This is a genomic window from Microbacterium sp. NPDC087589 (assembly GCF_044743635.1).
Lineage (GTDB): Bacteria > Actinomycetota > Actinomycetes > Actinomycetales > Microbacteriaceae > Microbacterium.
Genome location: NZ_JBIUWV010000009.1, coordinates 110,163 through 134,366, shown reverse-complemented (window position 1 = coordinate 134,366; position 24,204 = coordinate 110,163). Strand labels below are relative to the sequence as shown.

Sequence of the window (24,204 nt, the reverse complement as noted above, 5' to 3'; positions counted from 1 at the left end):
TTCATCCTTCCTAGAAAGTCCGCCTGTGCTGGGAAAAATCCTCCTCCGCTATCTCGCCCGCTATAAGTGGCTGCTCCTGGCCGTGCTGGTGTTCCAGTTCGCCAGCGCGCTCGCCACCCTCTACCTTCCGCGCCTGAACGAAGACATCATCAACAAGGGTGTCGCCCAGTCGGACACCGACTACATCTGGCGCACCGGCCTCTTCATGCTCACGGTCTCGCTGGGGCAGATCATCGCCTCGGTCATCGCGACCTACTTCGCCGCCCGCGCATCGATGGGCGCGGGGCGGGACATCCGCGCCGACGTCTTCGCGAAGGTGAGCGGATTCTCCGAGCGCGAGGTGTCGCAGTTCGGCGCAGGCTCCCTCATCACACGCAACACGAACGACGTGCAGCAGGTGCAGATGCTCGCGATGATGGGCGCCACCATGCTCGTCACCGCGCCGCTGCTCGCGATCGGCGGCATCATCTTCGCCGTGCAGACGAACATCGGTCTGAGCTGGCTCATCGCCGTGTCCGTGCCGCTGCTGCTGATCGTCGCCGGGCTCGTCGTCAGCCGCATGGTTCCCCTGTTCCGCAGCTACCAGGGCAAGCTCGACACCGTGAACCGCGTGCTGCGCGAGCAGCTCACCGGTGTGCGCGTGGTGCGAGCCTTCGTGCGAGAGAACATCGAAGAAGAGCGCTTCCGCGGCGCCAACACCGACATCATGGTGGTCGGCCGCAAGGTCGGCTCGCTGTTCGTCCTGCTGTTCCCGCTGTTCATGCTGATCCTCAACGTCACGATCGTGGCGGTCGTCTGGTTCGGCGGCATCGAGGTCAACAGCGGCACGGTGCAGGTCGGCACGATCTTCGCATTCATGCAGTACATCGGCCAGATCATGGGCGGCGTCATCATGGCCAGCTTCATGGCGATCATGATCCCGCGCGCCGCGGTCTCGGCCGAGCGCATCGGGGAGGTGCTCGAGACGCAGTCGAGCATGGAGCGCCCGGCGAACGGCGTCACCGACTTCCCGACCCCCGGCTCAGTCGCCTTCGACGATGTCGAGTTCACCTATCCCGGGGCCGACTCTCCGGTGCTCGCGGGCATCAGCTTCGCGGCCGAGCCCGGCGAGACCGTCGCGATCGTGGGTTCGACGGGGGCGGGCAAGACGACACTCGTGTCGTTGATCCCGCGGCTCTTCGACGTCTCGGGCGGAGCCGTCTTCGTCGGCGGTGCAGATGTCCGCGAGGCGGACGTCGAGTCGCTGTGGGCGACGATCGGTCTCGTTCCGCAGCGTCCGTTCCTCTTCACCGGCACGGTCGCCTCCAACCTCCGCTACGGCAGAGAGGACGCGACCGACGAAGATCTCTGGCACGCCCTCGAGATCTCGCAGGGTCGTGACTTCGTCGAGGAGATGCCGCAGGGCCTCGAGTCGCGCATCACACAGGGCGGCACGAACGTCTCGGGCGGTCAGCGTCAGCGTCTGGCGATCGCCCGCGCGATCGTCCGTCAGCCGCAGATCCTGGTGTTCGACGACTCGTTCTCGGCGCTCGACCTCACCACCGACGCCCGGTTGAGGCAGGCACTATGGCGTGAGCTGCCGCACGTGACCAAGATCGTGGTCGCGCAGCGCGTCTCATCCATCACCGATGCGAATCGCATCGTCGTGCTCGAAGGGGGCACCATGGTCGGCGTCGGCACGCACGAGGAGCTCCTCGAGACGAGCACCACGTACCGAGAGATCGTCGAATCGCAGCTGGGGGTGGACGCATGAGCGAGCAGAACGTCCCCCAGCCCCGCCGCGGTCGCAAGGGCAAGGACACGGCCGCGACCACCACGGTCGAACCTGAACTGACCGAAGAAGAGAAGTACGAAGCCGAGCTCGCCGAGAAGGCGCGCCAGGACGGCGGCGGGTGGGACAGCGTCGCACCGGGCAAGGCCGACAACTTCGGCAAGAGCTTCAGTCGGATGATCGGACTGCTGAAGCCCTCGGCCGTGTGGTTCATCCTGGTGTCGATCGCCGGCGCCGTCGGCGTCGTGCTGACGGTGGCCGCCCCGAAGGTGCTCGGCGAGGCCACGAACCTCATCTACAAGGGCTTCATCTCGGTGCAGCTCGCTCAGGCGAACGGAGACTTCCCCGGTTTCCCTGCCGGCACCCCCCAGGAGGATGTCGTCGAGGCGCTCCGCCGGGGCGGGCAGGACGACTTCGCCAACCAGGTCTCGGCCCTCGGCAGCTTCCGGGTCGGTGACGGCGTCGACTTCGACGCGCTGCGGTGGATCATCATCGCGGTGCTGGCGATCTACATCACGGCAGCGTTCCTCAGCTGGCTCCAGGGCTACGTGATCAACGTCATCATGGTGCGCACCATGTGGCGCCTGCGCGAAGCGGTCGAGGCGAAGATCAACCGCCTGCCTCTGTCGTACTTCGACAAGGTGCAGCGTGGCGACCTGATCTCGCGCGTGACCAACGACATCGACAACATCACGCAGACGATGCAGCAGTCGCTGTCCGGTGCGATCACGGCCGTGCTCACGGTCGTGGGCGTGCTGGTGCTGATGTTCTCGATCTCGTGGCAGCTCGCTCTCGTCGCGCTGGTCGCACTCCCGCTGATGGGCGTGATCTTCGGTGTCATCGGCCCTCGTTCGCAGAAGGCCTTCGGCACTCAGTGGCGCAAGGTCGGCCGTCTGAACGCCCGCGTCGAAGAGGCCTTCTCGGGCCACGCGCTGGTCAAGGTCTTCGGCCGCGAGCAGGATGCGCTCGAGAAGTTCAAGGACGAGAACGAGGAGCTGTTCCAGGCCAGCTTCAAGGCGCAGTTCCTCTCGGGCATCATCATGCCGGCGATGACCTTCGTCGGCAGCCTCACCTATGTGGGCATCGCGGTGCTCGGCGGCCTCATGGTGGCGAGCGGGCAACTGCGTCTCGGTGACGTGCAGGCATTCATCCAGTACTCGCAGCAGTTCACGCAGCCGCTGTCGGAGCTCGGCGGAATGGCCGCGGTCGTGCAGTCCGGAACCGCGTCCGCCGAGCGGGTGTTCGAGCTGCTCGACACCGAAGAGCAGGAGGCCGACGCCGTCGACGCTCCCAGGCTCGCCGACGGCAAGGGCGTCGTGGAGTTCGAGAACGTCGCGTTCTCGTACACGCCCGAGCGTCCGCTCATCACCGACCTCTCGTTCCGGGTCGAGCCCGGCCAGACGGTCGCGATCGTCGGTCCGACCGGAGCGGGCAAGACGACACTCGTCAACCTCATCATGCGGTTCTACGAACTGAACGGCGGGCGGATCCTGCTCGACGGTCAGGACATTTCCGAGGTCACGCGCGAGCAGCTGCGCTCACGCACCGGCATGGTGCTGCAGGACCCGTGGCTGTTCGCCGGCAGCATCCGCGAGAACATCCGATACGGACGCTCCACGGCGACCGACGAAGAGGTTCTCGAGGCGGCGAAGGCGACATACGTCGATCGCTTCGTGCGCTCCCTCCCCGAGGGATACGACACGGTGCTCGACGAGGACGCGTCGAACGTCTCGGCGGGTGAACGTCAGCTGATCACGATCGCACGAGCGTTCGTCGCTCAGCCGTCGATCCTGATCCTCGACGAGGCGACGTCGGCGGTCGACACCCGCACCGAGGTGCTGCTGCAGCACGCGATGGCGGCGCTGCGACAGGGACGCACTTCGTTCGTGATCGCTCACCGTCTGTCGACGATCCGCGATGCCGACCTCATCCTCGTGATGGAGCACGGCGACATCGTCGAGAAGGGCACGCACGACGAGCTCATCACCGCGCAGGGCGCGTACTGGCGCCTCTACCAGTCGCAGTTCGAGCAGGCGGCGACCGACATCGATGCAGAGGACGCGCTCACGGGCTCGACCCCTGTCGTCGTGAGCGGCGACGCCGAAGACGCGGCTGCGGCAGCACAGGTCGGGGTCTCCGTGGGGGCGCAGGTTCCCGCCGCGGAGGCTGCGGCTGCGCAGGCGGTCATCGAACGCCCGGATGGTGGGGGCCAGAAGGCCTGATCCGCACTCGGACGGATCCGGCACACGGCCTCGTCAGCAGACGGCCCAGTCAACACAGGGCCTGGTCAGCAGACGGCCTCGTCAGCAGAATGCCCCGCCTCCCGTTCATTCGGGGGCGGGGCATTCTGCTGGCACCCGAGCAGCGCACTCAGCGTTGCGCTTCGGTGATGCCGAGGAGTTCGAGTGGATGGGTCAGGCGCCACCATGGGCTCGGGGCGTCGACGTCGTCTGCGAGCGACAGCGACGTCGTCACCGTGTTCAACGGTCCGGAGCTCGTCATCGTGCCGACCTCGTCGCCCGATTCGCGATTGTCGCCGAGGGAGACATCCGTCGATGCCTCGGCCGTCGCGCCGTTCCACAGCACGATCTCGGCATCGGCATCCGTGACGATCTCGGTGGTCGCGCCCCACGGCGTCGTCACCGTTCCGACCACAGTGCCGGCCGCGACCGCGGGAGCCTGCTGCTCGAGCGCTGTCTCGACCTGTGAGAACAGCGAACGGGTCTGGGTGAGGCGCTGCTCATCGTCTGGCTGCCCGAGAACGGACGCATAGAGGCGCACGGTCGTGTCGTCGAGGGTGATGACCTTTGCGGTCAGCAGGTTCCAGCTGTCACCGAGCGTGCCGGTCTTGACGCCGATCACGCCAGGATCCGCCAACATCCCGTTCGTGTTCACCACCGTGCCGGCGCCCGGCAGATCGACGGACGGGGTGCCGACGATGCCGGCGAACACCGGGTTCTGCATCGCCAGCTCGGCCAGCGCGATCAGTGACGCGGGCGTTGCCCTGTTGCGGTCGTCGAACCCCGACGGGGTCACGATCGTGATGTCGTCGAGGCCTCGGTCGCGCAGCCACACCTCCGCCGCGGCGGTGAACGCCGAGGGGGAGCCCCAGATCTCCTGGGAGAGACGATCGATGTAGTTGTTCGCCGAGCCGAGCAGTGTTCCCTGCAGCAGCTGGAACTCGGTGAGAGTGCCGCCCACGGGGACGTCGAGTGCCGACTGGTCGGAGCGGCGGTACTCCCAGTACGCGAGGTTGTCTGCCCGGGTGAACGAGAACTCGGGGCCCTGCTCGCCGACGGCGAGCGGCATCCGATCGAGCACCATCAGACTCGAGACCACCTTGGTGACGCTCGCGATCGCCGCCGCGTCGAGCGACGACGACGTCGTGCCGATCCCACCGACTCCCACGGCCGCGCTTCCCTGAGCCGGCCAGGTGATGGCGGCTGCGGGCGCGGTGATCGGCGTCAGTTCCGTCGCCTGCACGGTCGGCGGCACCTCGTGCAACGGCCACAGCATGGCCGACCCGACATAGGTGCCGAGCAGTCCGACGAGCACACCGAGCGGGACCAGCACGCCGGGTCGGGCGATCGCCGGGCGCAGGTGCGCTCCGGTCAGAAGTCCGCCGCCGCTCGCTGCGGGAGGCGCGTCATCGAGCGCCTCGGTCGCCGGGTGCCGAGCGACTTCGACGGCGTCGACCCACGTCAGCGGTGTCCCACCGCTGGTGCCCTCGGCCCACCGGGCATCGGGAGCCGTGTCAGGAGCGAAGATCGCGGTTGCCTCATCATCCGCATCCGATTCAGCGGCCGGATCCGTCGCGACGGCCGCTGAGACCTCGGCCTCAGGCACCGACACCTCAGGCACCGACACAGCATGCACCGAGCCGACAGGCGCTGACGCATCGGGCGTTGACGCGTCGCCCGCGGGAACGGCGGAGGCGGTGGCCTCGGCGGAATCGGGAGCGGTCACCTCCTCACGGTACCGAACTCGCGCAGGGTTCCGTGTCGCTGCAACAGGAGCAGACGTGAGTGTCGGCACTGGGTAAGATCGTCAGAACAACCACGGGAGTCCGGCGAGCCGGGCTGAGAGGGAGCGAATCGCGCTTCGACCGTCGAACCTGATCTGGGTAATGCCAGCGCAGGGAGGAGTCACTGATGAGTACATCCACGTCTGGATCCACCACGGAATCCGCATCCGTCTCGCACGCCTCGAAGGGCCTCGGTCGCCCGGAGCTCTGGCGCTGGCGGGTCGTCGACATCGTCGTCGCCAGCGTCATCGCCGTCGCCTGCGCACTGATCTTCCTGCTCTGGAACGTCGGATACGAGGTGCCGAGCAGCATCCTGACCCCCCTGCTCCCCGGCGTGCAGGGGCTGCTCGCCGGCCCGTGGCTCATCGCCGGTGTGCTCGGCGGCCTCATCATCCGCAAGCCGGGCGCCGCGCTCTACACCGAACTGGTCGCCGCGATCATCTCGGCCCTCGTCGGCAACGCGTGGGGTCCGCTCACCATCGTCTCGGGCCTCGTGCAGGGTCTCGGTGCAGAGCTGATCTTCCTCGTCTTCCTCTACGGCGTCTGGCGTCTGCCCGTCGCGATGCTGGCCGGTGCCGGCGCGGGGCTCGCGTGCGGCATCAACGACCGCATCCTCTGGTACGCCGGTGCGGACACGCTCTTCACCAGCGTGTACATCGTCTCGACGACCATCTCGGGTGCCGTCATCGCCGGGCTGGGAGCGTGGCTGATCGCCCGAGGACTCGCAGCCACAGGCGCCCTCAGCCGGTTCGCCGCCGGCCGCGAGGTCACCGCACGGGTGTGAGCTCGCCCCTGACGCCAGCCACCCTCGAAGCCCGCGGCTGGGGGTGGCGATACGCGACGCGGTTGCGCTGGGCGGTGCGCGACATCGACCTGCGCATCGAGGCCGGCGAGCGGGTGCTGCTGCTGGGTGCCTCGGGCTCTGGCAAGTCGACCCTGCTGCAGGGCTTCGGCGGAGTGCTCGGAGGCGCCGACGAGGGTGAGACACACGGTGGGCTGCTCGTCGACGGTGTGCCGCCCACCGACGCACGCGGTCGTGTCGGCATGGTGCTGCAGGACCCGGACACCCAGACGATCCTCGCCAGGGTCGGCGACGACGTCGCCTTCGGCTGCGAGAACCTCGGCGTGCCCCGTGACGAGATCTGGCAGCGGGTGCGCGCGGCGCTGGATGCGGTCGAGCTCGACGTCGCACTCGACCGGTCGACGGCGGCGCTGTCGGGCGGGCAGAAGCAGCGTCTCGCGCTCGCCGGTGTGCTGGCGATGCGACCGGGAGCCATCCTGCTCGATGAGCCGACGGCCAATCTCGACCCCGAGGGGGTGCAGGACGTGCGAGACGCTGTCGCCACCGCCCTCGACGCCTCGGGGGCCACCCTCGTGGTGATCGAGCATCGGATCGACGTCTGGCTGCCGCTCGTCACCCGGGTGATCGTGCTCGGCGCCGATCCGGAGGGCACGGTCGTGCTGGCGGACGGCAGCCCGGATGAGGTTCTCGGGGCACGAGGGGCCGAGCTCGCGGCATCCGGCGTGTGGGTTCCCGGGCACCCGCCCGCCGTTCCGCCCGCGCCGGCGCACGAGCCGGGGGAGACCCTGCTCGCAGCCCGCGGCCTCACGGTGGCCCGGCGGCGAGGGCTCGCGGTCGCCGGTCCGTTCGACGTCGAGGTGCGCGCGGGCGAGGTGCTCGGCGTGACCGGCGCGAACGGCGCGGGCAAATCGACACTCGGACTCACACTCGCGGGGCTCATCCCGGCCGAGGACGGCAGGGTCTCGGCGCTGCCTGCGCTCGCCGCGGGGGAGAAGCCCGACCCCATCCGCTGGTCTTCTCGGGCCCTGCTCACCCGCATCGCATCGGTCATGCAGACACCCGAGCACCAGCTGCTGGCGAAGACCGTGCGCGACGAGCTGTCGGTCGGACCGCGGGCGCTGAAGCTCCCCGACGCAGAGATCACCTCCCGTGTCGACGACCTGCTCGAGCGGCTGCGGCTCACCTCGCTGGCCGGGGCCAATCCGTACACGCTGTCGGGAGGCGAGAAGCGGCGCCTCACGGTCGCGGCGGCCCTCGCCACACGGCCTCGGATGCTGGTGCTCGACGAGCCCACCTTCGGGCAGGACGCCACGACGTGGGCCGAACTCGTCGGCCTGATCGCACGCCTGCGCGATGAGGGCACGGCGATCGTGGCGATCAGCCATGACGAGGCCGTGCTGGAGGCCCTGCACGCGCGGCGCCTCGAGGTCGGGGAGGTCACTCGATGATCGATCCGCTGACCGCCCGCATCGAAAGACCGGGGCCGATCGCCCCCCGCTCAGCCCTGGCGAAGCTCGCTGCCGCACTGTTGATCGCGCTGCCCCTCGTGCTGACGATCGACGTCGTCTCGGCATCCGTCGCCCTGCTGCTCGAGATCCCGCTGCTGCTTCTCGCGGGCCTGCGGGCCAAGGAGTTCTGGACCCGCACTGCGGTGCTGTGGATCGCAGCACCGCTGAGCGCGGTCACCATCGCGCTCTACGGTGCGACGAGCGGCACCATCCACTTCGAGTGGTTCGTGATGCGCGTCAGTGACGGGTCGCTCGCGCTCGCCGCAGCGACCGCCGTGCGGGTCCTCGCGATCGGACTGCCCGCCGTGGTGCTCTTCATCACGGTCGACCCCACCGATCTCGCCGACGATCTGGCTCAGCGGGTGAAGCTGCCGGCCAGATTCGTCGTCGGCGCGCTCGCCGGGATGCGGATGCTGGGACTGCTCGTCGATGACTGGCGTGCATTGGCACTCGCGCGGCGGGCCCGCGGCGTCGCCGACGAGGGCCGCGTGCGTCGCGCGTTCGGCATGGCCTTCGCGCTGTTCGTGCTGGCCATCCGACGCGGATCCTCACTGGCCACCGCCATGGAGGCTCGCGGCTTCGGCGGCACAGGCCGGCGCTCGTGGGCGCGGGAGTCGAGATGGGACCGACGAGACACGGTGCTCGTGGCCGTCGCGGCGGTGATCCCCACGGTCGCGATCACAGTGGCCGCGGTGACAGGGGCCTGGAACTTCATCCTCGGCCCGACCGCCTGACCGGCTGGCAGGTCATACTCAGCTTTCTCATAGCCGCAATGCCGGTGTATTCGCTAGCATCGAGTGAACCCAAGGGGAGTACTCCACCACGGGCGGCTCGTCATTACGGATGTCCCTGCATCCCGGGTCCCCGGTTCTCGTTCGCGAGGATGGAGAAGACCTTGGCGTCGACACCGTCACGCCTCGTCTTTTGGAGACCTCCTTGAACATCACGCCCCTCGTGTGGATCATCACGATCGTCATCACGATCGCCTTCTTCGTGTACGAGTTCTTCGCCCACGTGCGAAAGCCGCATGAGCCCACCATCGGCGAGTCCGCGCGCTGGTCGGCCTTCTACATCGGCCTCGCGCTGCTGTTCGGCGTCGGCATCGGCACCGTGTCGGGCTGGACGTACGGCGGCGAGTACTTCGCCGGGTACCTCACCGAGAAGGCGCTGTCGATCGACAACCTCTTCGTCTTCCTCATCGTGATGACGGGCTTCGCGGTGCCCCGCATGTATCAGCAGAAGGTGCTGATGATCGGCATCGTGATCGCTCTGATCATGCGCGGTGGGTTCATCGCCCTCGGCGCCACGCTGATCGAGAACTTCTCGTGGATCTTCTACCTGTTCGGCGCCCTGCTGCTGTTCCTCGCGTACCGACAGGCATTCGCGCACGGCGAGTCCGACCCGGCCAACGGCCGCTTCATGCGCCTCGTGCGCCGTATCCTGCCGGTGAGCGACGAGTACAACGGTGACCGCCTCACGGTGAAGCGTGACGGCAAGCGCTTCTTCACCCCGATGTTCCTCGTGATCATCGCGATCGGCTTCGTCGACCTGATCTTCGCCGTCGACTCGATCCCTGCGATCTATGGTCTGACCGAAGAGGCCTACATCGTCTTCACGGCCAACGCGTTCGCTCTCATGGGTCTGCGCCAGCTGTACTTCCTCATCGGCGGTCTGCTGCAGCGTCTCGTCTACCTCGCCCAGGGCCTCGCGGTGATCCTCGCCTTCATCGGTGTGAAGCTCGTGATGCACGCTCTGCACGTCAACGAGCTGCCGTTCATCAACGGCGGCGAGCCGCTGCTGTGGGTGCCCGAGATCCCGATCTGGTTCTCGCTGGTCTTCATCGGCGCGACCATCGCCGTCGCCACCATCGCGAGCCTCATGAAGACGCGACGCGACGACAAGCGCGACGCGCTCGACGCGGCATCCGCACCTGTCGCGGACGACGACGCACCCGCCGCCGCTTCCGCCGCTTCTCCCTCTGCATCCCTCACCACCGATACGAAGAAGGAACACTCGTGAACCAGTCGCGCCGCTCAGACGCGTCCGCAGACCCTGACAGACCCGGTGCCCGAATGACCTCGGGCACCCCCGCATCGCTCGAGGTGACCCGCTGATGGGCGACCTCGCGGTGAACATCGCCCTGGTGTTCGTCTTCGTGCTCGTCGGCGGTGTGTTCGCCGCGACCGAGATGGCGCTCGTCACCCTGCGTGAGAGCCAGATCAATGCGATCGCGGCTCGTGGCAGGCGCGGCGAGAAGGTCGCGAGCCTGGCTCGCAACCCGAACACCTTCCTCTCGGCTGTGCAGATCGGCGTGACGGTCGCGGGCTTCGCGTCGGCGGCATACGGTGCGACCTCGATCGCCCCGTCGGTCGCGCCGCTGCTCGAGAACCTCGGAGTCGCGGCGCCGTTGGCCCTGACGCTGGCGACCGTGCTGCTGACGCTCGTGATCGCGTATCTCTCGCTCGTGCTCGGTGAGCTCGTGCCCAAGCGACTCGCGATCCAGCGCAACGCCCAGTTCGCCTATGCCGTCGCGCCGGTGCTCGACGGTTTCGCCACGATCATGCGCCCGGTCATCTGGCTGCTCTCGGTGTCGACGAACGCCGTGGTGCGCCTGCTCGGCGGTGATCCGAACAAGGCCGCCGACGAGCTCAGCGACGAGGAGCTGCGCGACATCGTCGCGACGCATCAGAGCCTTCCCGACGACGAGCGTCGGATTCTCGACGACGTGCTGTCACTGCGCGGTCGCCAGGTGAGCGAGGTCATGCGGCCTCGCCCCGAGGTCGTCGCACTCGACGGGGCGGCGACGCTGGCCGAGGCGATCCCGCAGGTCAGAGAGCTGCCGTTCTCGCGGTATCCCGTGATCGACGCGTCGCTCGACGACATCGTGGGCTTCGTGCACGTGCGCGACCTCTTCGAGGCCGCGCACGACGACGAGACGCGCGAAGTGCTCGGCCTCATGCGCCCGGTCGAGTACGTGCCGTCGACCGCGGGCGTGCTGCCGACCCTGACCCGCATGCGCGCGGCCGGACACCAGATCGCTGTCGTCGTCGACGAGTACGGCGGCACCGACGGCATCGTGACGCTCGAGGACCTCGTCGAGGAGGTCGTCGGTGAGATCTTCGACGAGTACGACACGGAAGACCGGATGCAGGATGCCGGCGGCGCCCTGGACGGACGCCTGAACCTGCAGGACTTCGCCGAGATCACCGGCATCGCCCTGCCCCGAGGCGCGTCAGACACGGTCGCCGGTTTCGTGACCGAGATGCTCGGACGCCTCGCGGTGGTCGGCGACTCGGTCGAGGTGCCCGGTGCGACGATCCGCGTCACCGCCGTGGACCGGCGACGGATCGCGGAGATCCGGGTGGTCCTGCACGAGGACACCGAGACGGGTGACGCAGAGGGCGGCACGCAGGCATGAGCGTCGGGCCTGAGGCTCTTGTCTGAGCCTCAGGTCTCGTTCCAGAGCCGGCGGTAGTATTCGAGCCGCTCCCGATCGGGGGCGATGCCGTAGGCCTCGATGAGCGTGTCTGCCCAGCCGGGGCCGAAGTTCCACTCGGTGCTCATCGAGGCGACGGCGATGTCGGCCCAGCGGTCGGCTGCGCCGAGGGCCGCGAGATCGACATGCGCGAGCGGCCTGCCGGTGTCGTCAAGCAGCGTGTTCGGCATGCATGCGTCGCCGTGGCACACGACCAGCCTGTCGACCGGCGGGGGCCGGTGCAGGTCGGCCGGCAGCGTGACGCCGCGCTCTTCGGCGTTCGCGATTCGCCACGCAGGGTCCCACGCCCAGGGGCACTGCTCGACGGGCAGCGAGTCGTGCATCGTCCGCAGGGCGGCGCCGACCGCGCGGACCGCGACCTCGGGGTCTTCGCTCCAGCGGTGGTCCACCGCGCTGTGTCCGGGGAGCGCGACGGTGACGAGCCACTCGTGTGCGTCGTCCTCGCCCTGATCGAGGACCTCGGGAACGGAGATCCACTGCCGTGCCCACCGCATCCGCTCGGCTTCGTCGTGCATGTTCGCCTCTGCATCGTGCGGTCCCCACTTGATGTAGCGCCCGTCGTCGGTGCGGAAGGTGAGCCCGCCGATGCCGTTCAGCCACACCGGCGTCAGCGCGGCGCCCGCGGCCAGAGACAGCACTGTCGGCGGGATCTCGGTCGTGGCGGAAGGGATGCTCATGGTCGCTCGCTCCGTGTCTGAACGTATATCGGTATGCACGTATTCTCCCGGTTATCGGGGTTCATCTGCGGTTAGTCTCAGTCCCGGTCGCCGTCGGCGGCCGCATCATCCATCCCACTCGACACACAGAGGTCTTCGTGCGCGTTTCGTCCCGATCGCAGTGGTGGCGGCGGCACGGCAGCGATGCCGACGCCTCCTCGCCCGCATCCGGGGTGCCCGAGCCGGACGCCGCACAGGCTGCCGCGGTCGGGCTGCCGAAGGCTCCGGCGGTGTCGTCGCAGGAATCCGGCGAACGGGATCTCGACCAGTTCGTGGAGTGGATCTGGAGTGGAGACGCTGAGGCATCCGCGCCTGGCGACACCGCCGAGAGCGCACGCATCACCATTGAGGAGCAGTACAACATGAGTTCACTTGACGACGCCCTGCAGCAGCTGCTGGCCATCGAGGGCGCCACGGGCGCCGCGATCGTCGACTACGGCAGCGGAATGGCGCTGGCCCAGGGCGGCAGCCCCTCGTTCGACCTGGGGATCGCCGCGGCCGGCAACTCGAACGTCGTGCGCGCCAAGCTCGCCACGATGCGAGACCTCGGGGTGACCGACGAGATCGACGACATCCTCATCACCCTGAGCTCGCAGTACCACCTGATCAACGTGCTCAACACGACGGGCGCGAACGGTCTCTTCATCTACCTCGTGCTCAACAGTGCGGCGGCGAACCTCGCGCTCGCACGGCACAAGCTGAAGGGCATCGCCGCGCAGATCGAGGTCTGATCCCGCGAGTCGCTCTGAAGAGGCGGGGCCGGCATGGCTCCGCCTCTTCGGCGTGTGCGGCGTAGGCTCGGGATCGACACAGTCGACGGAGCCGCTCTTCCGACGTGTCACCTGAAACTCGGGGTCAGCTAAGCTGACACTGAGTCGCACACGTTTCGAAGGAGAACCGCATGCAGATCCAGGGCTCGAGTGCTCTCATCACCGGCGGTGCGTCCGGTCTGGGCCTCGCCACCGCACGAACCCTCGCCGCCGCAGGCGCCGTCGTCACGATTCTCGACCTGCCCTCGTCTGCCGGAGCCGAGATTGCCGAAGAGCTCGGCGGAGTCTTCGCGGGCGGCGACGTCACGAGCGCCGACGATGCCGCCGCGGCCGTCGCCGCAGCTCAGGCCGCAGCACCACTGCGCATCGTGGTCAACTGTGCCGGCATCGCCCCGCCGGCCAAGGTGCTCGACCGCGAGGGCAACCCCGCGGTGCTCGCCGATTTCGAGCGCATCGTGCGTATCAACCTCGTCGGCACCTTCAACGTCCTCTCGCAGGCATCGGCCGTGATCGCGAAGAACGATCTGACAGACGACGGCGACCGCGGCGTGATCGTGAACACCGCGAGCGTGGCGGCCTTCGACGGTCAGATCGGTCAGCCCGCATACTCGGCCTCGAAGGGCGGCGTGCACGCGATGACCCTTCCGGTCGCTCGCGAGCTCGCCCGCTACGGCATCCGCGTCTGCACCATCGCCCCCGGAATCATGGAGACCCCGATGCTGATGGGCCTCCCGCAGGCCGCGCAGGAGTCGCTCGGCCAGCAGGTGCCGTTCCCCTCGCGCCTCGGGCGGCCTGGCGAATACGCCGCCCTCGTGCAGCAGATCGTCGAGAACGGCTATCTCAACGGGGAGACGATCCGCCTCGACGGCGCGATCCGCATGGCGCCGAAGTAAACCTCAAGCCCCCACGCTCCAAGGAGAATCCATGTCACTGGCAGGCAAGACCATCCTGATGTCCGGCGGAAGCCGCGGCATCGGCCTCGCGATCGCGCTGCGCGCAGCGGCCGACGGCGCGAACATCGCGATGCTCGCGAAGACCGACACTCCGCATCCGAAGCTCGAGGGCACGGTGCACTCGGCGGCCGAGCAGATCAGGGCCGCCGGCGGCCAGGCGCTGCCGATCGTCGGCGACGTGCGCGACGACGACGACATCACCGAGGCCGTGATGAAGACCCAGGGCGAGTTCGGCGGTATCGACATCGTGATCAACAACGCGAGCGTCATCGACCTCTCGCGCTCGCTCGACCTCGGTGCGAAGAAGTACGACCTCATGCAGGACGTGAACGTGCGCGGAACCTTCATGCTGTCGCGCGCGGCCGTGCCGATTCTCAAGGATGCCGAGAACCCGCACATCCTGTCGCTGTCGCCGCCCCTGAACCCCACGCCGAAGTGGCTCGGTGCGCACACCGGATATACGCTCGCGAAGTTCGGCATGACGATGGTGACCCTCGGTCTCGCGGCGGAGTTCGCCCGCGACGGCATCGCCGCGAACACGCTCTGGCCGCGCACGACGATCGCGACAGCCGCAGTGCAGAACCTGCTCGGCGGCGACAAGGTCATGGCCGCGAGCCGCACGCCCGACATCTACGCCGACGCCGCCTACGCGGTGCTGCTCAAGCCCGCAGCCGAGTACACCGGCCAGACGCTGATCGTCGAGGACGTGCTCGAAGCCGACGGTGTCACAGACTTCTCGACGTATGCGGCCGTGCCCGGAACTCCCGACGACCGGCTGTTCCCCGACATCTTCCTCGACTGACGCTTCGACGGGCTCAGCGACCAGAGGGCCCGAAACGGCGGCCTGGATCGCCAGAAAGAGCGGAGCCGGGTCAGAAGAGCAGGTAGACGGCGCCGGCGATGGTCAGGACGATCACGATGCGGTCGAACAGCACCTGATTCATGCGCTTCGCCAGGCGGATGCCGGCGAGGGCACCGAGCACGACGAGGGGCGCCAGCACGGCATCCATCAGCAGCACGTGTTCGTCGAACAGGCCGATCCCTGCGAGGAACGGGATCTTCACGAGGTTGATGATCGCGAAGAACCAGGCCGAGGTGCCCAGGAACACCTGCACGGGAGTGCGCGTCGCGAGGAAGTACATCGACATGACGGGTCCGCCGGCGTTCGCGACCATGGTCGTGAACCCGCCGAGCGTGCCGTAGACGCCGGAGAGCGCGACGCCGCCGGGCGCGGGGGCCACGGCATCCGCCGCCCGGTTCTGCCGCCACCGTCGCCACAGGGTGATCGCGATCATCGCGAGCAGGATCACGCCGATCGCGCGGCGCACGATGCCGTCGCCGGCGAGCGCGAGGAACGCGAAGCCCGCCAGGAGTCCTGCGAGCACGGCCGGCGCCAGCCGCAGCAGAGTCGGCCAGTGCGCGTGGCGGCGGTAGGTGATCAGTGCGAAGACATCGCCCACGATGAGCAGCAGCAGCATCGCTGCGGTCGATGTGCGCGCGGGCAGCACGGTCGCGAACAGCGCGATCGCCAGGATGCTGCCGCCGGGGAGCGCGGTCTTCGAGATGCCGATCGTGACGGCGGCGAGACCGAGCGCAGCCCACGCGAGGGGTGCGAGCTCGATCACCTCAGCCGCGGGATGCCGCGAGCGCGGCGGCGAATCGAGCGGAGCGCTGCTCGATGTCGGCCCAGTCGGACGCGGCGAGCGAGGCGCCGTTCGCGAGGTCGCCGCCCGCGCCGACGGCGACGGCACCGGCGCGGAACCAGTCGACGAGGTTGTCGGGGTTGACGCCACCGGTCGGCATCAGCGGGGCGTCGGGGAAGGGGCCCCGGAGCGCGCCGAGGTACGAGGGGCCGCCGAGCGAGGCGGGGAAGATCTTGACCACGTCGACGCCCAGCTCGAGTGCGCCCATGACCTCGGTCGGCGTCATGGCGCCGGTCATCACGACACGGCCGGTGTCGAGCATCGCGCGGGTGAGCGTGGGAAGCGTGCCGGGGCTGACGAGGAACTCCGCACCGGCATCGGCGGCGAGGGCGGCCTGCTCGACGGTGGTGACGGTGCCGGCGCCGATGTAGGCGGCGTCGCCGTGGCGCGCGATGAGCTCACGGATCACGGCCGGGGCGTCCGGTGTCGAGAAGGTGACCTCGATGCCGGTCACGCCGCCGCGGATGATCGCCTCTGACGCCTCGAGCGCGAGCTCGGGAGAGGGCGCGCGGAGCACGGCGAGGACGCCGGTGGCGCGGGCACGGGAGAGACGGTCGGGCATCGGAGCTCCTTCAGTGGGGGATCGCATCCATTCTCCCCGACCGCAACCTGTAATTACAACTGGCGTGGATGCGGCCAGGCCTCGACGACGTTCTTCGACTCCTTGAGGCCCAGGCCCGTGTGCTCCCGCACGAGCTTGATCGCCTGGATCATCTGGTCTGCGGACACGAGGCGGTCGACCTCGGATGAGACGGATGCCGGCAGTGCCCCGCGCACCGACGATGGCGTCGCGGTGATCGAGGAGTGCACGGCCGAGGCGTTCGATACGGCCGCGAGGTGCGGGGCCGTGGTGCTGACCGACCAGTGGTCGATCCGGTCTTTCGCCTCCTGCAGGCGCACGCCCGTGTGTTGGCGGTAGAGCTTGATGGCGTGGATCTTGTGCCCCGCTGCCACGAGCCGGTCGATCTCGGCGACGGCCGCGGGAGTCAGCTGCGACGCTGAGGCGGTCGCCGTCGATGTCGAGGCCGCCGAGCGGGCCATCGTCGGCGAAGGGGTGAACACGTGAGGCTCGGGGGCCTTGGGGCGCATGGACCGCAGCGCTGCGCCGATGATCACCGCGCCGACCCCGATGACGAGGATGACCACGCCGACGGCGATGATGATGTCCATTCGCTCAGTCTAGGGACGCGCGTGCCCGTGCCCCAGGGCCTTCCCACCCGGCACCGCGTACCCTGGAGGTATGACCGAGACTCCCCGCACGCGCGAGACGCGCCCCGCCACGGCACCCGCGTCGTCCCGTTCGGGGGCGGTCCGTTCCACCGGGACTCCGCAGGTGCGCCCTGCGACCGAGGGCTGGACCCAGCAGAAGGATGCCGAGGGGCGCCCCCTGCTGCAGTTCGCGAGCCCCAAGCGCGGCAAGCCGCCGGTGCACCTGGCCGACCTCACGCCGGCCGAGCGCATCGAGAAGGTCAAGGAGCTCGGCCTCCCCGGATTCCGCGCGAAGCAGCTCTCGACCCACTACTTCCGCCACTACACGTCGGATGCCGCGGAGATGACCGATCTCCCCGCCGACAGCCGCGAGCAGCTCGTCGCCGGCATGCTGCCGCCGTTGCTCACCGAGGTGCGCCGCCTCGAGACCGACCGTGGTGACACGATCAAGTTCCTGTGGCGTCTGCACGACGGTGCCCTGGTCGAGTCGGTGCTCATGCGCTACCCCGGTCGCATCACGCTCTGCGTCTCGTCGCAGGCCGGATGCGGCATGAACTGCCCGTTCTGCGCGACCGGCCAGGCGGGCCTCACGCGCAACATGTCGACGGCCGAGATCATCGAGCAGATCGTGCGCGCCAACCGCCTGATCGCCGATGGCGGCCTCGGCGGCAAGAAGTCCGACGATCACTCGATGGAGCGCGTCTCGAACATCGTCTTCATGGGCATGGGCGAGCCGCTGGCCAACTACAAGCGCGTGATGGATGCGGTGCGCTCGATGGTCGCCCCGCAGCCCGACGGGCTCGGCATGAGCGCTCGCGGCATCACGGTGTCGACGGTCGGTCTCGTGCCGGCGATCAAGAAGCTCGCCGACGAGGGCATCCCGGTCACCTTCGCCCTCTCTCTGCATGCACCGGACGACCACCTGCGCGACGAGCTCATTCCGGTGAACTCCCGCTGGAAGGTCGACGAGGCCCTCGACGCCGCCCGGTACTACTACGAGAAGACGGGTCGCCGCGTCTCGATCGAGTACGCCCTGATCAAGGACATGAACGACCATGCCTGGCGCGCGGACCTGCTCGCCGACAAGCTCAACGAGCGCGGTCGCGGATGGGTGCACGTCAACCCGATCCCGCTGAACCCGACCCCCGGCTCGATCTGGACCTCGTCGACGCGTGAGGCGCAGAACGAGTTCGTGCGCCGACTCAACGATGCCGGCATCCCGACGACTCTCCGCGACACCCGCGGCAAGGAGATCGACGGGGCCTGCGGTCAGCTCGTCGCGACGACCGAAGACGAGGCTGCCTCCGCCGCCATGGCCTGAGGGCCTGCACCGCGACCTCGATCGCGGATGCCGTCTCGGCGGCCGAGTGTGATGGCTCGATCGAGCCATGAGGTGATGCGCTCGGGGCTCGCGTCCTTGACGCCCAGCATCCGGGTCGTGCGCACCGAGCGGATGCCGCAGAAGCGCAGCGTGCCGCGCGCGACGTGCGTCTGCGCGGGCAGCCCGGTGAAGGGCGTCAGGAACCACGGGGTGTCGGCGAGCAGGAACAAGCGGCCGTTGCGCGCCGGCAGCAGCCCCTCGGGCATTCCGAGCTTCGAGTAGCGGTACTCCTGCTGCGGCAGCAGCGCCCGGTCGAAGAAGCCCTTGAGCAGCGCGGGCACCGAGCCCCACCACAGCGGCGTGAACACCACGACCGTCGCGGCCTCGGCGAGGGCGCGCTTGGCGTCGATCAGGTCGGGCTCGAGCTCCATGCGCTGGCGGTAGCCGAAGCGCAGTGACGGATCGAAATCGAGATCGCGCAGCGCGAGGATGCGCGCATCTCCGTGCGCTGCGGCGTAACGCCGGGCGAGCTCCGCGGTGAGGGACCGGGCGTCGGGGTGGCCGTCGATGACGAGTGCGGAAGACATGCGGACTCCTATGTTGACAGTGTCAAGCGGTGGTGGACACTGTCAAGATAGGCGACAATGTTGCTTGTGTCAAGTTCTCGATCCGGCTACCACCACGGCGATCTCGCCCACGCTCTCGAGGCGGCGGCGATGCAGCTGCTCGCCGAGAAGCCGGCGGGGGAGATCAGCCTGCGTGAGGTCGCTCGCGCCGCTGATGTGAGCCACAACGCCCCGTACCACCACTTCTCCGACCGCCGTGGGCTGCTCAAGGTGCTCGCCGAGCGGAGCATGGCCGACCTCGTCGCCGCGGTGCGGATGGCGATCCAGGCAGCATCCGACCCGGCATCCGCGGTGATCGAGGGCGGCGCCGCGTACATCCGCTACGCGGTCGAGCATCCGAACGGCTTTGATGTGATCTACGACCCCACGGTGTGCATCCCCGGCGAGCCGAGTGAGACCATGGCCCCGTTGATCGCCGAGCTCGAAGAGCTGCTGGGGGCCGCATCCGTCACCGCGGGACTCGACGGGCAGAGCGTGACCGGCGTATGGGGCCTCGTGCACGGACTCGGAACGCTGTGCGCCGCGGGACATTTCTCGCTCGACGACGCGTTCGCCGCGAGCTCCGACGCGCTCACCCGCATGCTCCCGCGCTGACCTCCTCGGGGCCGCGGGCGGCCCTGCAGAGGCGGAAACACAGGGTTCGTGCACGTTTTCCACAGGCGACCTTTCGTAGATTGTCGGAATGCCCTATTCCGCTCACCGCCCCGGACGGTTCGATTCGCAGGGTCGGATCATCCTCGACAGCGACCCGAACGCTGACACGGATGACCTCGACTTCCTGCGTGCGTACGAGCCCACCGGCGCCGATCTGCAGGCGCCGGACACGGTCGACGCCGGGCGCGGCAGTGAAACGGAAGTGGACGCTGAGCCGGATGCCGCGGCATCCACCCCGCCCGCGCGCGAGCCGAAGCCCCGCCGTCAGCCCCGAGAGCGCACGCCGCGCGTGCCGGGTTCGCGTCTGCGCACGCTCGCGATCCTCGGCGGAGCGGACGGCGAGATCCTCGACCGGGTTCCCGGCGAGACCCCGCGTTTCGTGCAGATGTTCTTCGTGCTCGCCGGCACCGCGCTGGTCTCGGCGATCTCGATGCTGTTCGCGCTGACCACCGGAGTGCAGGCCGCGATCTGGCTGGCCGTGCCGCTGGCGGTCGTCTGGGCGCTGATCATCTTCAACCTCGACCGGTTCCTGACGTCGACCATGTCGTCGACGCGCAACATCTGGAAGCTCATCGGTCTCGCGATCCCGCGTGTGATCATGGCCGCGATCATCGGCTTCGTCGTCGCTGAGCCGCTCGTGCTGCAGATCTTCCACAACGACATCGCCCGCGAGGTCGCCGCCACGAACATCACGCAGGCGCAATCCGACCAGGAGGCGTTGGAGACGGGCCCCGAGAAGAAGGCGCTGGATGCGGCATCCGACCGTGTCGCCGAGCTCGAGAACCAGGCGGCCACCGGAATCGTCGCGGGCACCGACTCGTCGTCTGCGACAGAATCCGCCGCTCAGGCGACCGTCGACGACCTCACCGCCAAGATGACCGCGCAGCAGGCCGTGATCGATCAGGCGCGCATCCTGTATCAGTGCGAGCTCACGGGCGAGGGCGCCGGCACCGTTCCCGGCTGCACCGGCGTGAACGGCGAGGGTGCGAGCTCGGATGCCGCCGAGGCCCAGCTGGCCGAGGCTCAGCAGACGTACGACGCGTTGGCCGCGCAGTTGCGCACGGCGAACGAGGAGCTCGCCGCGGCCGGCACCGCAGCCAAGGAGAACACCAGCACGTCGGAGACGCAGAACCGCGAGGAGGCGCAGTCGCAGCTGCCCGCCGCGCGCGACAGCTACGACGCCGCGCTCGCCGCGTACAACGCGAGGGCCGAATCCGTGGCATCCGGGAATGCGGGCGCCATCGGTCTGCTGAGCCAGATCAGCGGCCTCAACCGACTGAGCGAGAAGGAGCCGACGATCCTGTGGGCGCACATCCTGATCGCCGCGCTGTTCTTCATGATCGAGCTGCTGCCGGTGCTCGTGAAGGTGCTCACGTCGTACGGCGACCCGTCGCTCTACGAGAAGGCGGCCGCGATCCGCAGGCAGGTCGCACTCGACAAGGTCACCGCCGAGGGATTCCGCGACCGAGCGGCGATCGTGACCGTGCAGTCAGAGGGCATTCAGGCTGATGCTTCGCCTGCGGAGCCGCAGACGCGGGCCGAGCGCAAGGAGGCCGCCCAGACGGCGCAGGAGCAGGCGCGGGCCGAGGAGCGCGAGCTCGCCGAGAAGCGGGCGCAGGCTCAGACGCTCGAGGAGCAGGAGCAGTTGGTCGAGCCTCGGGTCTGAGACCGGTCACGGCGATCTGGCCCGGGCGTCGGTGGCGGCGGGTAGCGTTATTGCATGGTCAACTATCGCTATCTCGGCAACAGCGGTCTCAAGGTCTCTGAGATCACCTACGGCAACTGGGTCACGCACGCATCGCAGGTCGAAGACGACGCCGCCGTCAAGACGGTGCACGCGGCGCTCGACGCCGGCATCACCACGTTCGACACGGCAGACACGTATGCCAACACCGCGGCAGAGGTCGTGCTCGGCAAGGCTCTCGAGGGGCAGCGCCGCGAGGGGCTCGAGATCTTCACGAAGGTCTACTTCCCGACCGGTGCCAAGGGGCCGAACGACACCGGGCTGAGCCGCAAGCACATCCTCGAGTCGATCAACGGCTCGCTGACGCGCCTCGGCACCGACTACGTCGACCTCTACCAGGCGCACCGCTTCGACTACGAGACCCCGCTGGAGGAGACGTTCCAGGCGTTCGCCGACGTCGTCCGTCAGGGCAAGGCGCTCTACATCGGCGTTTCGGAGTGGACGGCCGAGCAGCTGCAGGAGGGGCACGCGCTGGCGAAGCAGCTCGGTGTGCAGCTGATCTCGAACCAGCCCGAGTACTCGATGCTGCACCGGGTGATCGAGGGCAAGGTCGTGCCGACCTCGCAGGACCTCGGCATCTCGCAGATCGTCTGGTCGCCGATGGCCCAGGGCGTGCTGTCGGGCAAGTACCTGCCGGGTCAGCCGGTGCCCGACGGATCGCGTGCGACGGACTCGAACAGCGGCGCCGACTTCATCAAGCGATTCCTGCAGGACGACATCCTGACTGCAGTGCAGCGTCTCAAGCCGATCGCCGAGCAGGCGGGCCTGTCGATGCCGCAGCTCGCGATCGCGTGGGTGCTGCAGAACCCGAACGTCGCCGCGGCACTCGTCGGTGCCTCGCGTCCCGAGCAGCTGGCCGACACGGTCAAGGCCTCCGGCGTGACACTCGACGCCGACACCCTCGCCGCCATCGACACGGCTCTGGGCGACACGGTCGACCGCGACGTCGAGGTCACCTACTCGAGGTCGCCGAAGTCGCGCCTGGTCTGACCGCCGCACCACGAAGGCCGCCGTTCGGGATGAACGGCGGCCTTCGTCGTGCGCGGGGGGCCGCTACTCCTTGACGGCTCCGGCTGTCAGGCCCTGCACGATCCAGCGGCTCGCGAGAGCGAACATCACCATGGTCGGAAGGATCGTCAGCACGGCCGCCGCCGACATCGAACCCCAGTCGATGTTGAACGTCGAGATGAAGCCGTTCAGCGCCGAGGGCACCGTGCGGTTCGCATCGGTGTTCATCAGAACCACCGACAGGAACAGCTCGTTCCAGCAGTTGACGAAGTTGAAGATGAACGCCGCGATGATCCCCGGGGTCATCACCGGCACGAGCACGCGGAACAGAGCGCCGAAGCGCGAGCATCCGTCGATCATCGCCGCCTCTTCGAGCGCGTCGGGGACGTTCTCGAAGAACCCGCGCAGCATGACCGTGGAGAACGGGATGCAGACCGCGATGTACACGAGGATCAGGCCCGGCTTGGTGTCGACCAGGCCGAGGTCGGTCATCATCGAGTACAGCGGCCCCAGCGCGATGAAGGCCGGGATCATCTGCGTGAGCAGGAACGCGACCAGCACCGTGCCCTTGCCGCGGAACTCGAAGCGGGCGATCACGTAGGCGCTCAGCAGCGCGATCAGCGTCGCCACCGCGCCGGCGATCGTGGCGACGATCGCGGAGTTGGCGAGGAAGACCCCGAACGAGCTCTGCTGGAACAGCGTGGTGTAGTTGTCGAGCGATGGCTCGCTCGGCCAGTACTCGATCGGGAACGAGTTGATCGTGCCCGGTGACTTGAACGACGTCAGTGCGATCCAGTACAGCGGGAACAGCGTGATGACGAGCCAGAGCAGAAGCCCGACCACACGCACGACGCCGCCGACCGACACCGTGCGCTTCGGGCGGGGAGCCTTCGCGATGTCGGGAACGGTGAGACGCCGGGTCTCGGTGACTGTTGTGCCGGTGATGGTCATCGCTGCACCTTCCGCATCGCCATCAGATAGAACGCGCAGAACACGAACAGGAACGCGACCACGATGAGTCCGATCGCACTCGCGATGCCGTAGTTGCCCTGCTGCGTGTAGTTGATCATCCACGTCGTGATGATGTGCGTCTGGTTGGCCGGCCCGCCGTTGGTCATCGCGTAGATGATGTCGGGGAAGTTGAAGATCCAGATGATGCGGAGCAGGATTGTCAGCAGCAGCGTCATCGAGATGTACGGGATGATGATCGAGAACAGCTGGCGCACCTTGCCTGCGCCATCGAGGCTCGCGGCCTCGAGCATCTCATCGGGCACCGACTGCAGTGCCGCGAGGATCATGATCGCGAAGAACGTCACGCCGTACCAGATGTTGGCCACGATGACCGCGAACATCGCGAGCTTCGGATCTGCCAGCCACGGCAGCGGGGCGTCGATGAGACCTGCCTTCATGAGCAGGTCGTTCACGACACCGAACTCGGCGTTGAACATCCAGCGGAACAGCATGCCGATCAGGAAGCCCGACACCGCCCACGGGAAGAACACGAGCGCCTGGTAGAGCCCGCGGAAGCGGAACCGCTTGCGCAGTGCGAGCGCGATCAGGAATCCGATCACGAGCTGCGGCACGAGCGAGCCGACGACCCAGAGCACCGAGTTCCACGCGACGACAGGGAACGCCTGGTCCTGGAAGACGGTCACGAAGTTGTCGAAGCCTACCCAGGGGGTGGACGTCAGGTCCCACAGGTTCCAGTCGTGGAAGGCCATGCGTGCACCCTGCAGCATGGGCCAATAGGTGAACCAGCACACGAACACGATCGCCGGGGCCATGAAGGCCAGCAGCGTCAGCGCGTGGCGGCCACGGAACGGGCGGCGCCGGCGGGATGCCGGGGAGGCCCCGCCGGCGGTGCCGACGGAGCCCGCTTCGAGAGTGGTCCGGGTCACG

22 protein-coding genes and 1 riboswitch are annotated in these 24,204 nt (G+C 68.3%); of the genes, 14 read left to right on the top strand and 8 right to left on the bottom strand.

Features of this window, described 5'->3' with window-relative positions:
• The first annotated feature begins 25 nt into the window (after positions 1-25).
• Together ACIOU8_RS17420 and ACIOU8_RS17415 are read left to right on the top strand one after the other, a co-directional pair.
• On the top strand, positions 26-1,753 hold the full coding sequence (locus ACIOU8_RS17420; RefSeq protein WP_400792218.1) for an ABC transporter ATP-binding protein: 1,728 nt from the start codon (positions 26-28) through the stop codon (positions 1,751-1,753).
• A complete protein-coding gene (locus tag ACIOU8_RS17415; protein ID WP_400792215.1) occupies positions 1,750-3,993 on the top strand; it encodes an ABC transporter ATP-binding protein in 2,244 nt (747 codons plus the stop codon). Before ACIOU8_RS17420 ends, ACIOU8_RS17415 begins: the two co-directional genes overlap by 4 nt.
• 148 nt (positions 3,994-4,141) lie before the next feature.
• Here ACIOU8_RS17415 and ACIOU8_RS17410 read toward each other — a convergent pair whose 3' ends face one another.
• Positions 4,142-5,737, bottom strand: coding sequence for a D-alanyl-D-alanine carboxypeptidase (locus tag ACIOU8_RS17410; RefSeq protein ID WP_400792212.1), 1,596 nt, complete (start codon positions 5,735-5,737; stop codon positions 4,142-4,144).
• Between the two features lie 82 nt (positions 5,738-5,819).
• A riboswitch (TPP riboswitch) is annotated at positions 5,820-5,929 on the top strand.
• On the opposite strand from ACIOU8_RS17410, the gene ACIOU8_RS17405 reads away from it, so the two are divergent.
• The 5 genes from ACIOU8_RS17405 to ACIOU8_RS17385 all read left to right on the top strand — a co-directional run bounded on the left by ACIOU8_RS17405 (position 5,923) and on the right by ACIOU8_RS17385 (position 11,523).
• A complete protein-coding gene (locus tag ACIOU8_RS17405; RefSeq protein WP_400792209.1) occupies positions 5,923-6,579 on the top strand; it encodes an ECF transporter S component in 657 nt (218 codons plus the stop codon). It overlaps the preceding riboswitch by 7 nt.
• Positions 6,576-8,045 carry an ABC transporter ATP-binding protein gene (locus tag ACIOU8_RS17400; RefSeq protein ID WP_400792206.1) on the top strand — a complete coding sequence of 490 codons (1,470 nt, stop codon included), beginning with the start codon at positions 6,576-6,578 and terminating at the stop codon, positions 8,043-8,045. The genes ACIOU8_RS17405 and ACIOU8_RS17400 overlap by 4 nt, the downstream gene beginning before the upstream one ends.
• Entirely contained in the window at positions 8,042-8,839 is a 798-nt protein-coding gene (locus ACIOU8_RS17395) for an energy-coupling factor transporter transmembrane component T family protein (protein ID WP_400792204.1), read from the top strand. The genes ACIOU8_RS17400 and ACIOU8_RS17395 overlap by 4 nt, the downstream gene beginning before the upstream one ends.
• A gap of 202 nt (positions 8,840-9,041) precedes the next feature.
• Positions 9,042-10,124, top strand: a complete 1,083-nt coding sequence (locus ACIOU8_RS17390; protein ID WP_400792202.1) for a TerC family protein — start codon at positions 9,042-9,044, stop codon at positions 10,122-10,124.
• 94 nt (positions 10,125-10,218) lie between these two features.
• Entirely contained in the window at positions 10,219-11,523 is a 1,305-nt protein-coding gene (locus ACIOU8_RS17385) for a hemolysin family protein (protein WP_400792200.1), read from the top strand.
• 29 nt (positions 11,524-11,552) lie between these two features.
• On the opposite strand, the gene ACIOU8_RS17380 is transcribed toward ACIOU8_RS17385, so the two are convergent.
• Positions 11,553-12,278 carry a phosphotransferase gene (locus ACIOU8_RS17380; protein ID WP_400792198.1) on the bottom strand — a complete coding sequence of 242 codons (726 nt, stop codon included), beginning with the start codon at positions 12,276-12,278 and terminating at the stop codon, positions 11,553-11,555.
• 137 nt (positions 12,279-12,415) lie between these two features.
• On the opposite strand from ACIOU8_RS17380, the gene ACIOU8_RS17375 reads away from it, so the two are divergent.
• The 3 genes from ACIOU8_RS17375 to ACIOU8_RS17365 all read left to right on the top strand — a co-directional run bounded on the left by ACIOU8_RS17375 (position 12,416) and on the right by ACIOU8_RS17365 (position 14,842).
• Entirely contained in the window at positions 12,416-13,048 is a 633-nt protein-coding gene (locus tag ACIOU8_RS17375; protein ID WP_400792196.1) for a hypothetical protein, read from the top strand.
• Positions 13,049-13,218: 170 nt separating this feature from the next.
• Positions 13,219-13,980 carry an SDR family NAD(P)-dependent oxidoreductase gene (locus ACIOU8_RS17370; RefSeq protein WP_400792193.1) on the top strand — a complete coding sequence of 254 codons (762 nt, stop codon included), beginning with the start codon at positions 13,219-13,221 and terminating at the stop codon, positions 13,978-13,980.
• 31 nt (positions 13,981-14,011) lie between these two features.
• Positions 14,012-14,842, top strand: coding sequence for an SDR family oxidoreductase (locus tag ACIOU8_RS17365; protein WP_400792191.1), 831 nt, complete (start codon positions 14,012-14,014; stop codon positions 14,840-14,842).
• A gap of 70 nt (positions 14,843-14,912) precedes the next feature.
• Here ACIOU8_RS17365 and ACIOU8_RS17360 read toward each other — a convergent pair whose 3' ends face one another.
• From ACIOU8_RS17360 to ACIOU8_RS17350, 3 genes are read right to left on the bottom strand one after another with little or no spacing between them, the layout of a single operon-like run.
• Positions 14,913-15,665: a sulfite exporter TauE/SafE family protein gene (locus ACIOU8_RS17360; RefSeq protein ID WP_400792189.1), complete on the bottom strand. Its 753-nt coding sequence runs from the start codon at positions 15,663-15,665 to the stop codon at positions 14,913-14,915.
• Position 15,666: 1 nt separating this feature from the next.
• A complete protein-coding gene (locus ACIOU8_RS17355; protein WP_400792186.1) occupies positions 15,667-16,305 on the bottom strand; it encodes a bifunctional 4-hydroxy-2-oxoglutarate aldolase/2-dehydro-3-deoxy-phosphogluconate aldolase in 639 nt (212 codons plus the stop codon).
• Positions 16,306-16,358: 53 nt separating this feature from the next.
• Positions 16,359-16,913, bottom strand: coding sequence for a ribosomal protein L7/L12 (locus tag ACIOU8_RS17350; protein ID WP_400792184.1), 555 nt, complete (start codon positions 16,911-16,913; stop codon positions 16,359-16,361).
• Positions 16,914-16,983: 70 nt separating this feature from the next.
• Between ACIOU8_RS17350 and rlmN the strand changes: the two genes are divergently transcribed.
• Complete coding sequence (rlmN, locus tag ACIOU8_RS17345; RefSeq protein ID WP_400792182.1) at positions 16,984-18,273, top strand: 23S rRNA (adenine(2503)-C(2))-methyltransferase RlmN; 1,290 nt, start codon at positions 16,984-16,986, stop codon at positions 18,271-18,273.
• Here rlmN and ACIOU8_RS17340 read toward each other — a convergent pair.
• Positions 18,222-18,860, bottom strand: a complete 639-nt coding sequence (locus ACIOU8_RS17340) for an NAD(P)H-dependent oxidoreductase (protein ID WP_400792179.1) — start codon at positions 18,858-18,860, stop codon at positions 18,222-18,224. The genes rlmN and ACIOU8_RS17340 overlap by 52 nt on opposite strands.
• 66 nt (positions 18,861-18,926) lie before the next feature.
• Here ACIOU8_RS17340 and ACIOU8_RS17335 point away from each other — a divergent pair, with 66 nt between their 5' ends.
• From ACIOU8_RS17335 to ACIOU8_RS17325, 3 genes are all read left to right on the top strand, one after another.
• Complete coding sequence (locus ACIOU8_RS17335) at positions 18,927-19,493, top strand: TetR/AcrR family transcriptional regulator (RefSeq protein ID WP_400792177.1); 567 nt, start codon at positions 18,927-18,929, stop codon at positions 19,491-19,493.
• An 88-nt stretch (positions 19,494-19,581) separates the two neighbouring features.
• A complete protein-coding gene (locus ACIOU8_RS17330; protein WP_400792174.1) occupies positions 19,582-21,219 on the top strand; it encodes a DUF4407 domain-containing protein in 1,638 nt (545 codons plus the stop codon).
• Positions 21,220-21,273: 54 nt separating this feature from the next.
• Entirely contained in the window at positions 21,274-22,287 is a 1,014-nt protein-coding gene (locus tag ACIOU8_RS17325) for an aldo/keto reductase family protein (RefSeq protein WP_400792172.1), read from the top strand.
• A gap of 63 nt (positions 22,288-22,350) precedes the next feature.
• Here ACIOU8_RS17325 and ACIOU8_RS17320 read toward each other — a convergent pair whose 3' ends face one another.
• Both ACIOU8_RS17320 and ACIOU8_RS17315 read right to left on the bottom strand, forming a co-directional pair.
• Positions 22,351-23,256: a carbohydrate ABC transporter permease gene (locus ACIOU8_RS17320; RefSeq protein ID WP_400792170.1), complete on the bottom strand. Its 906-nt coding sequence runs from the start codon at positions 23,254-23,256 to the stop codon at positions 22,351-22,353.
• Entirely contained in the window at positions 23,253-24,203 is a 951-nt protein-coding gene (locus ACIOU8_RS17315; RefSeq protein ID WP_400792167.1) for a carbohydrate ABC transporter permease, read from the bottom strand. Before ACIOU8_RS17315 ends, ACIOU8_RS17320 begins: the two co-directional genes overlap by 4 nt.
• Between the last annotated feature and the right edge of the window lies 1 nt (position 24,204).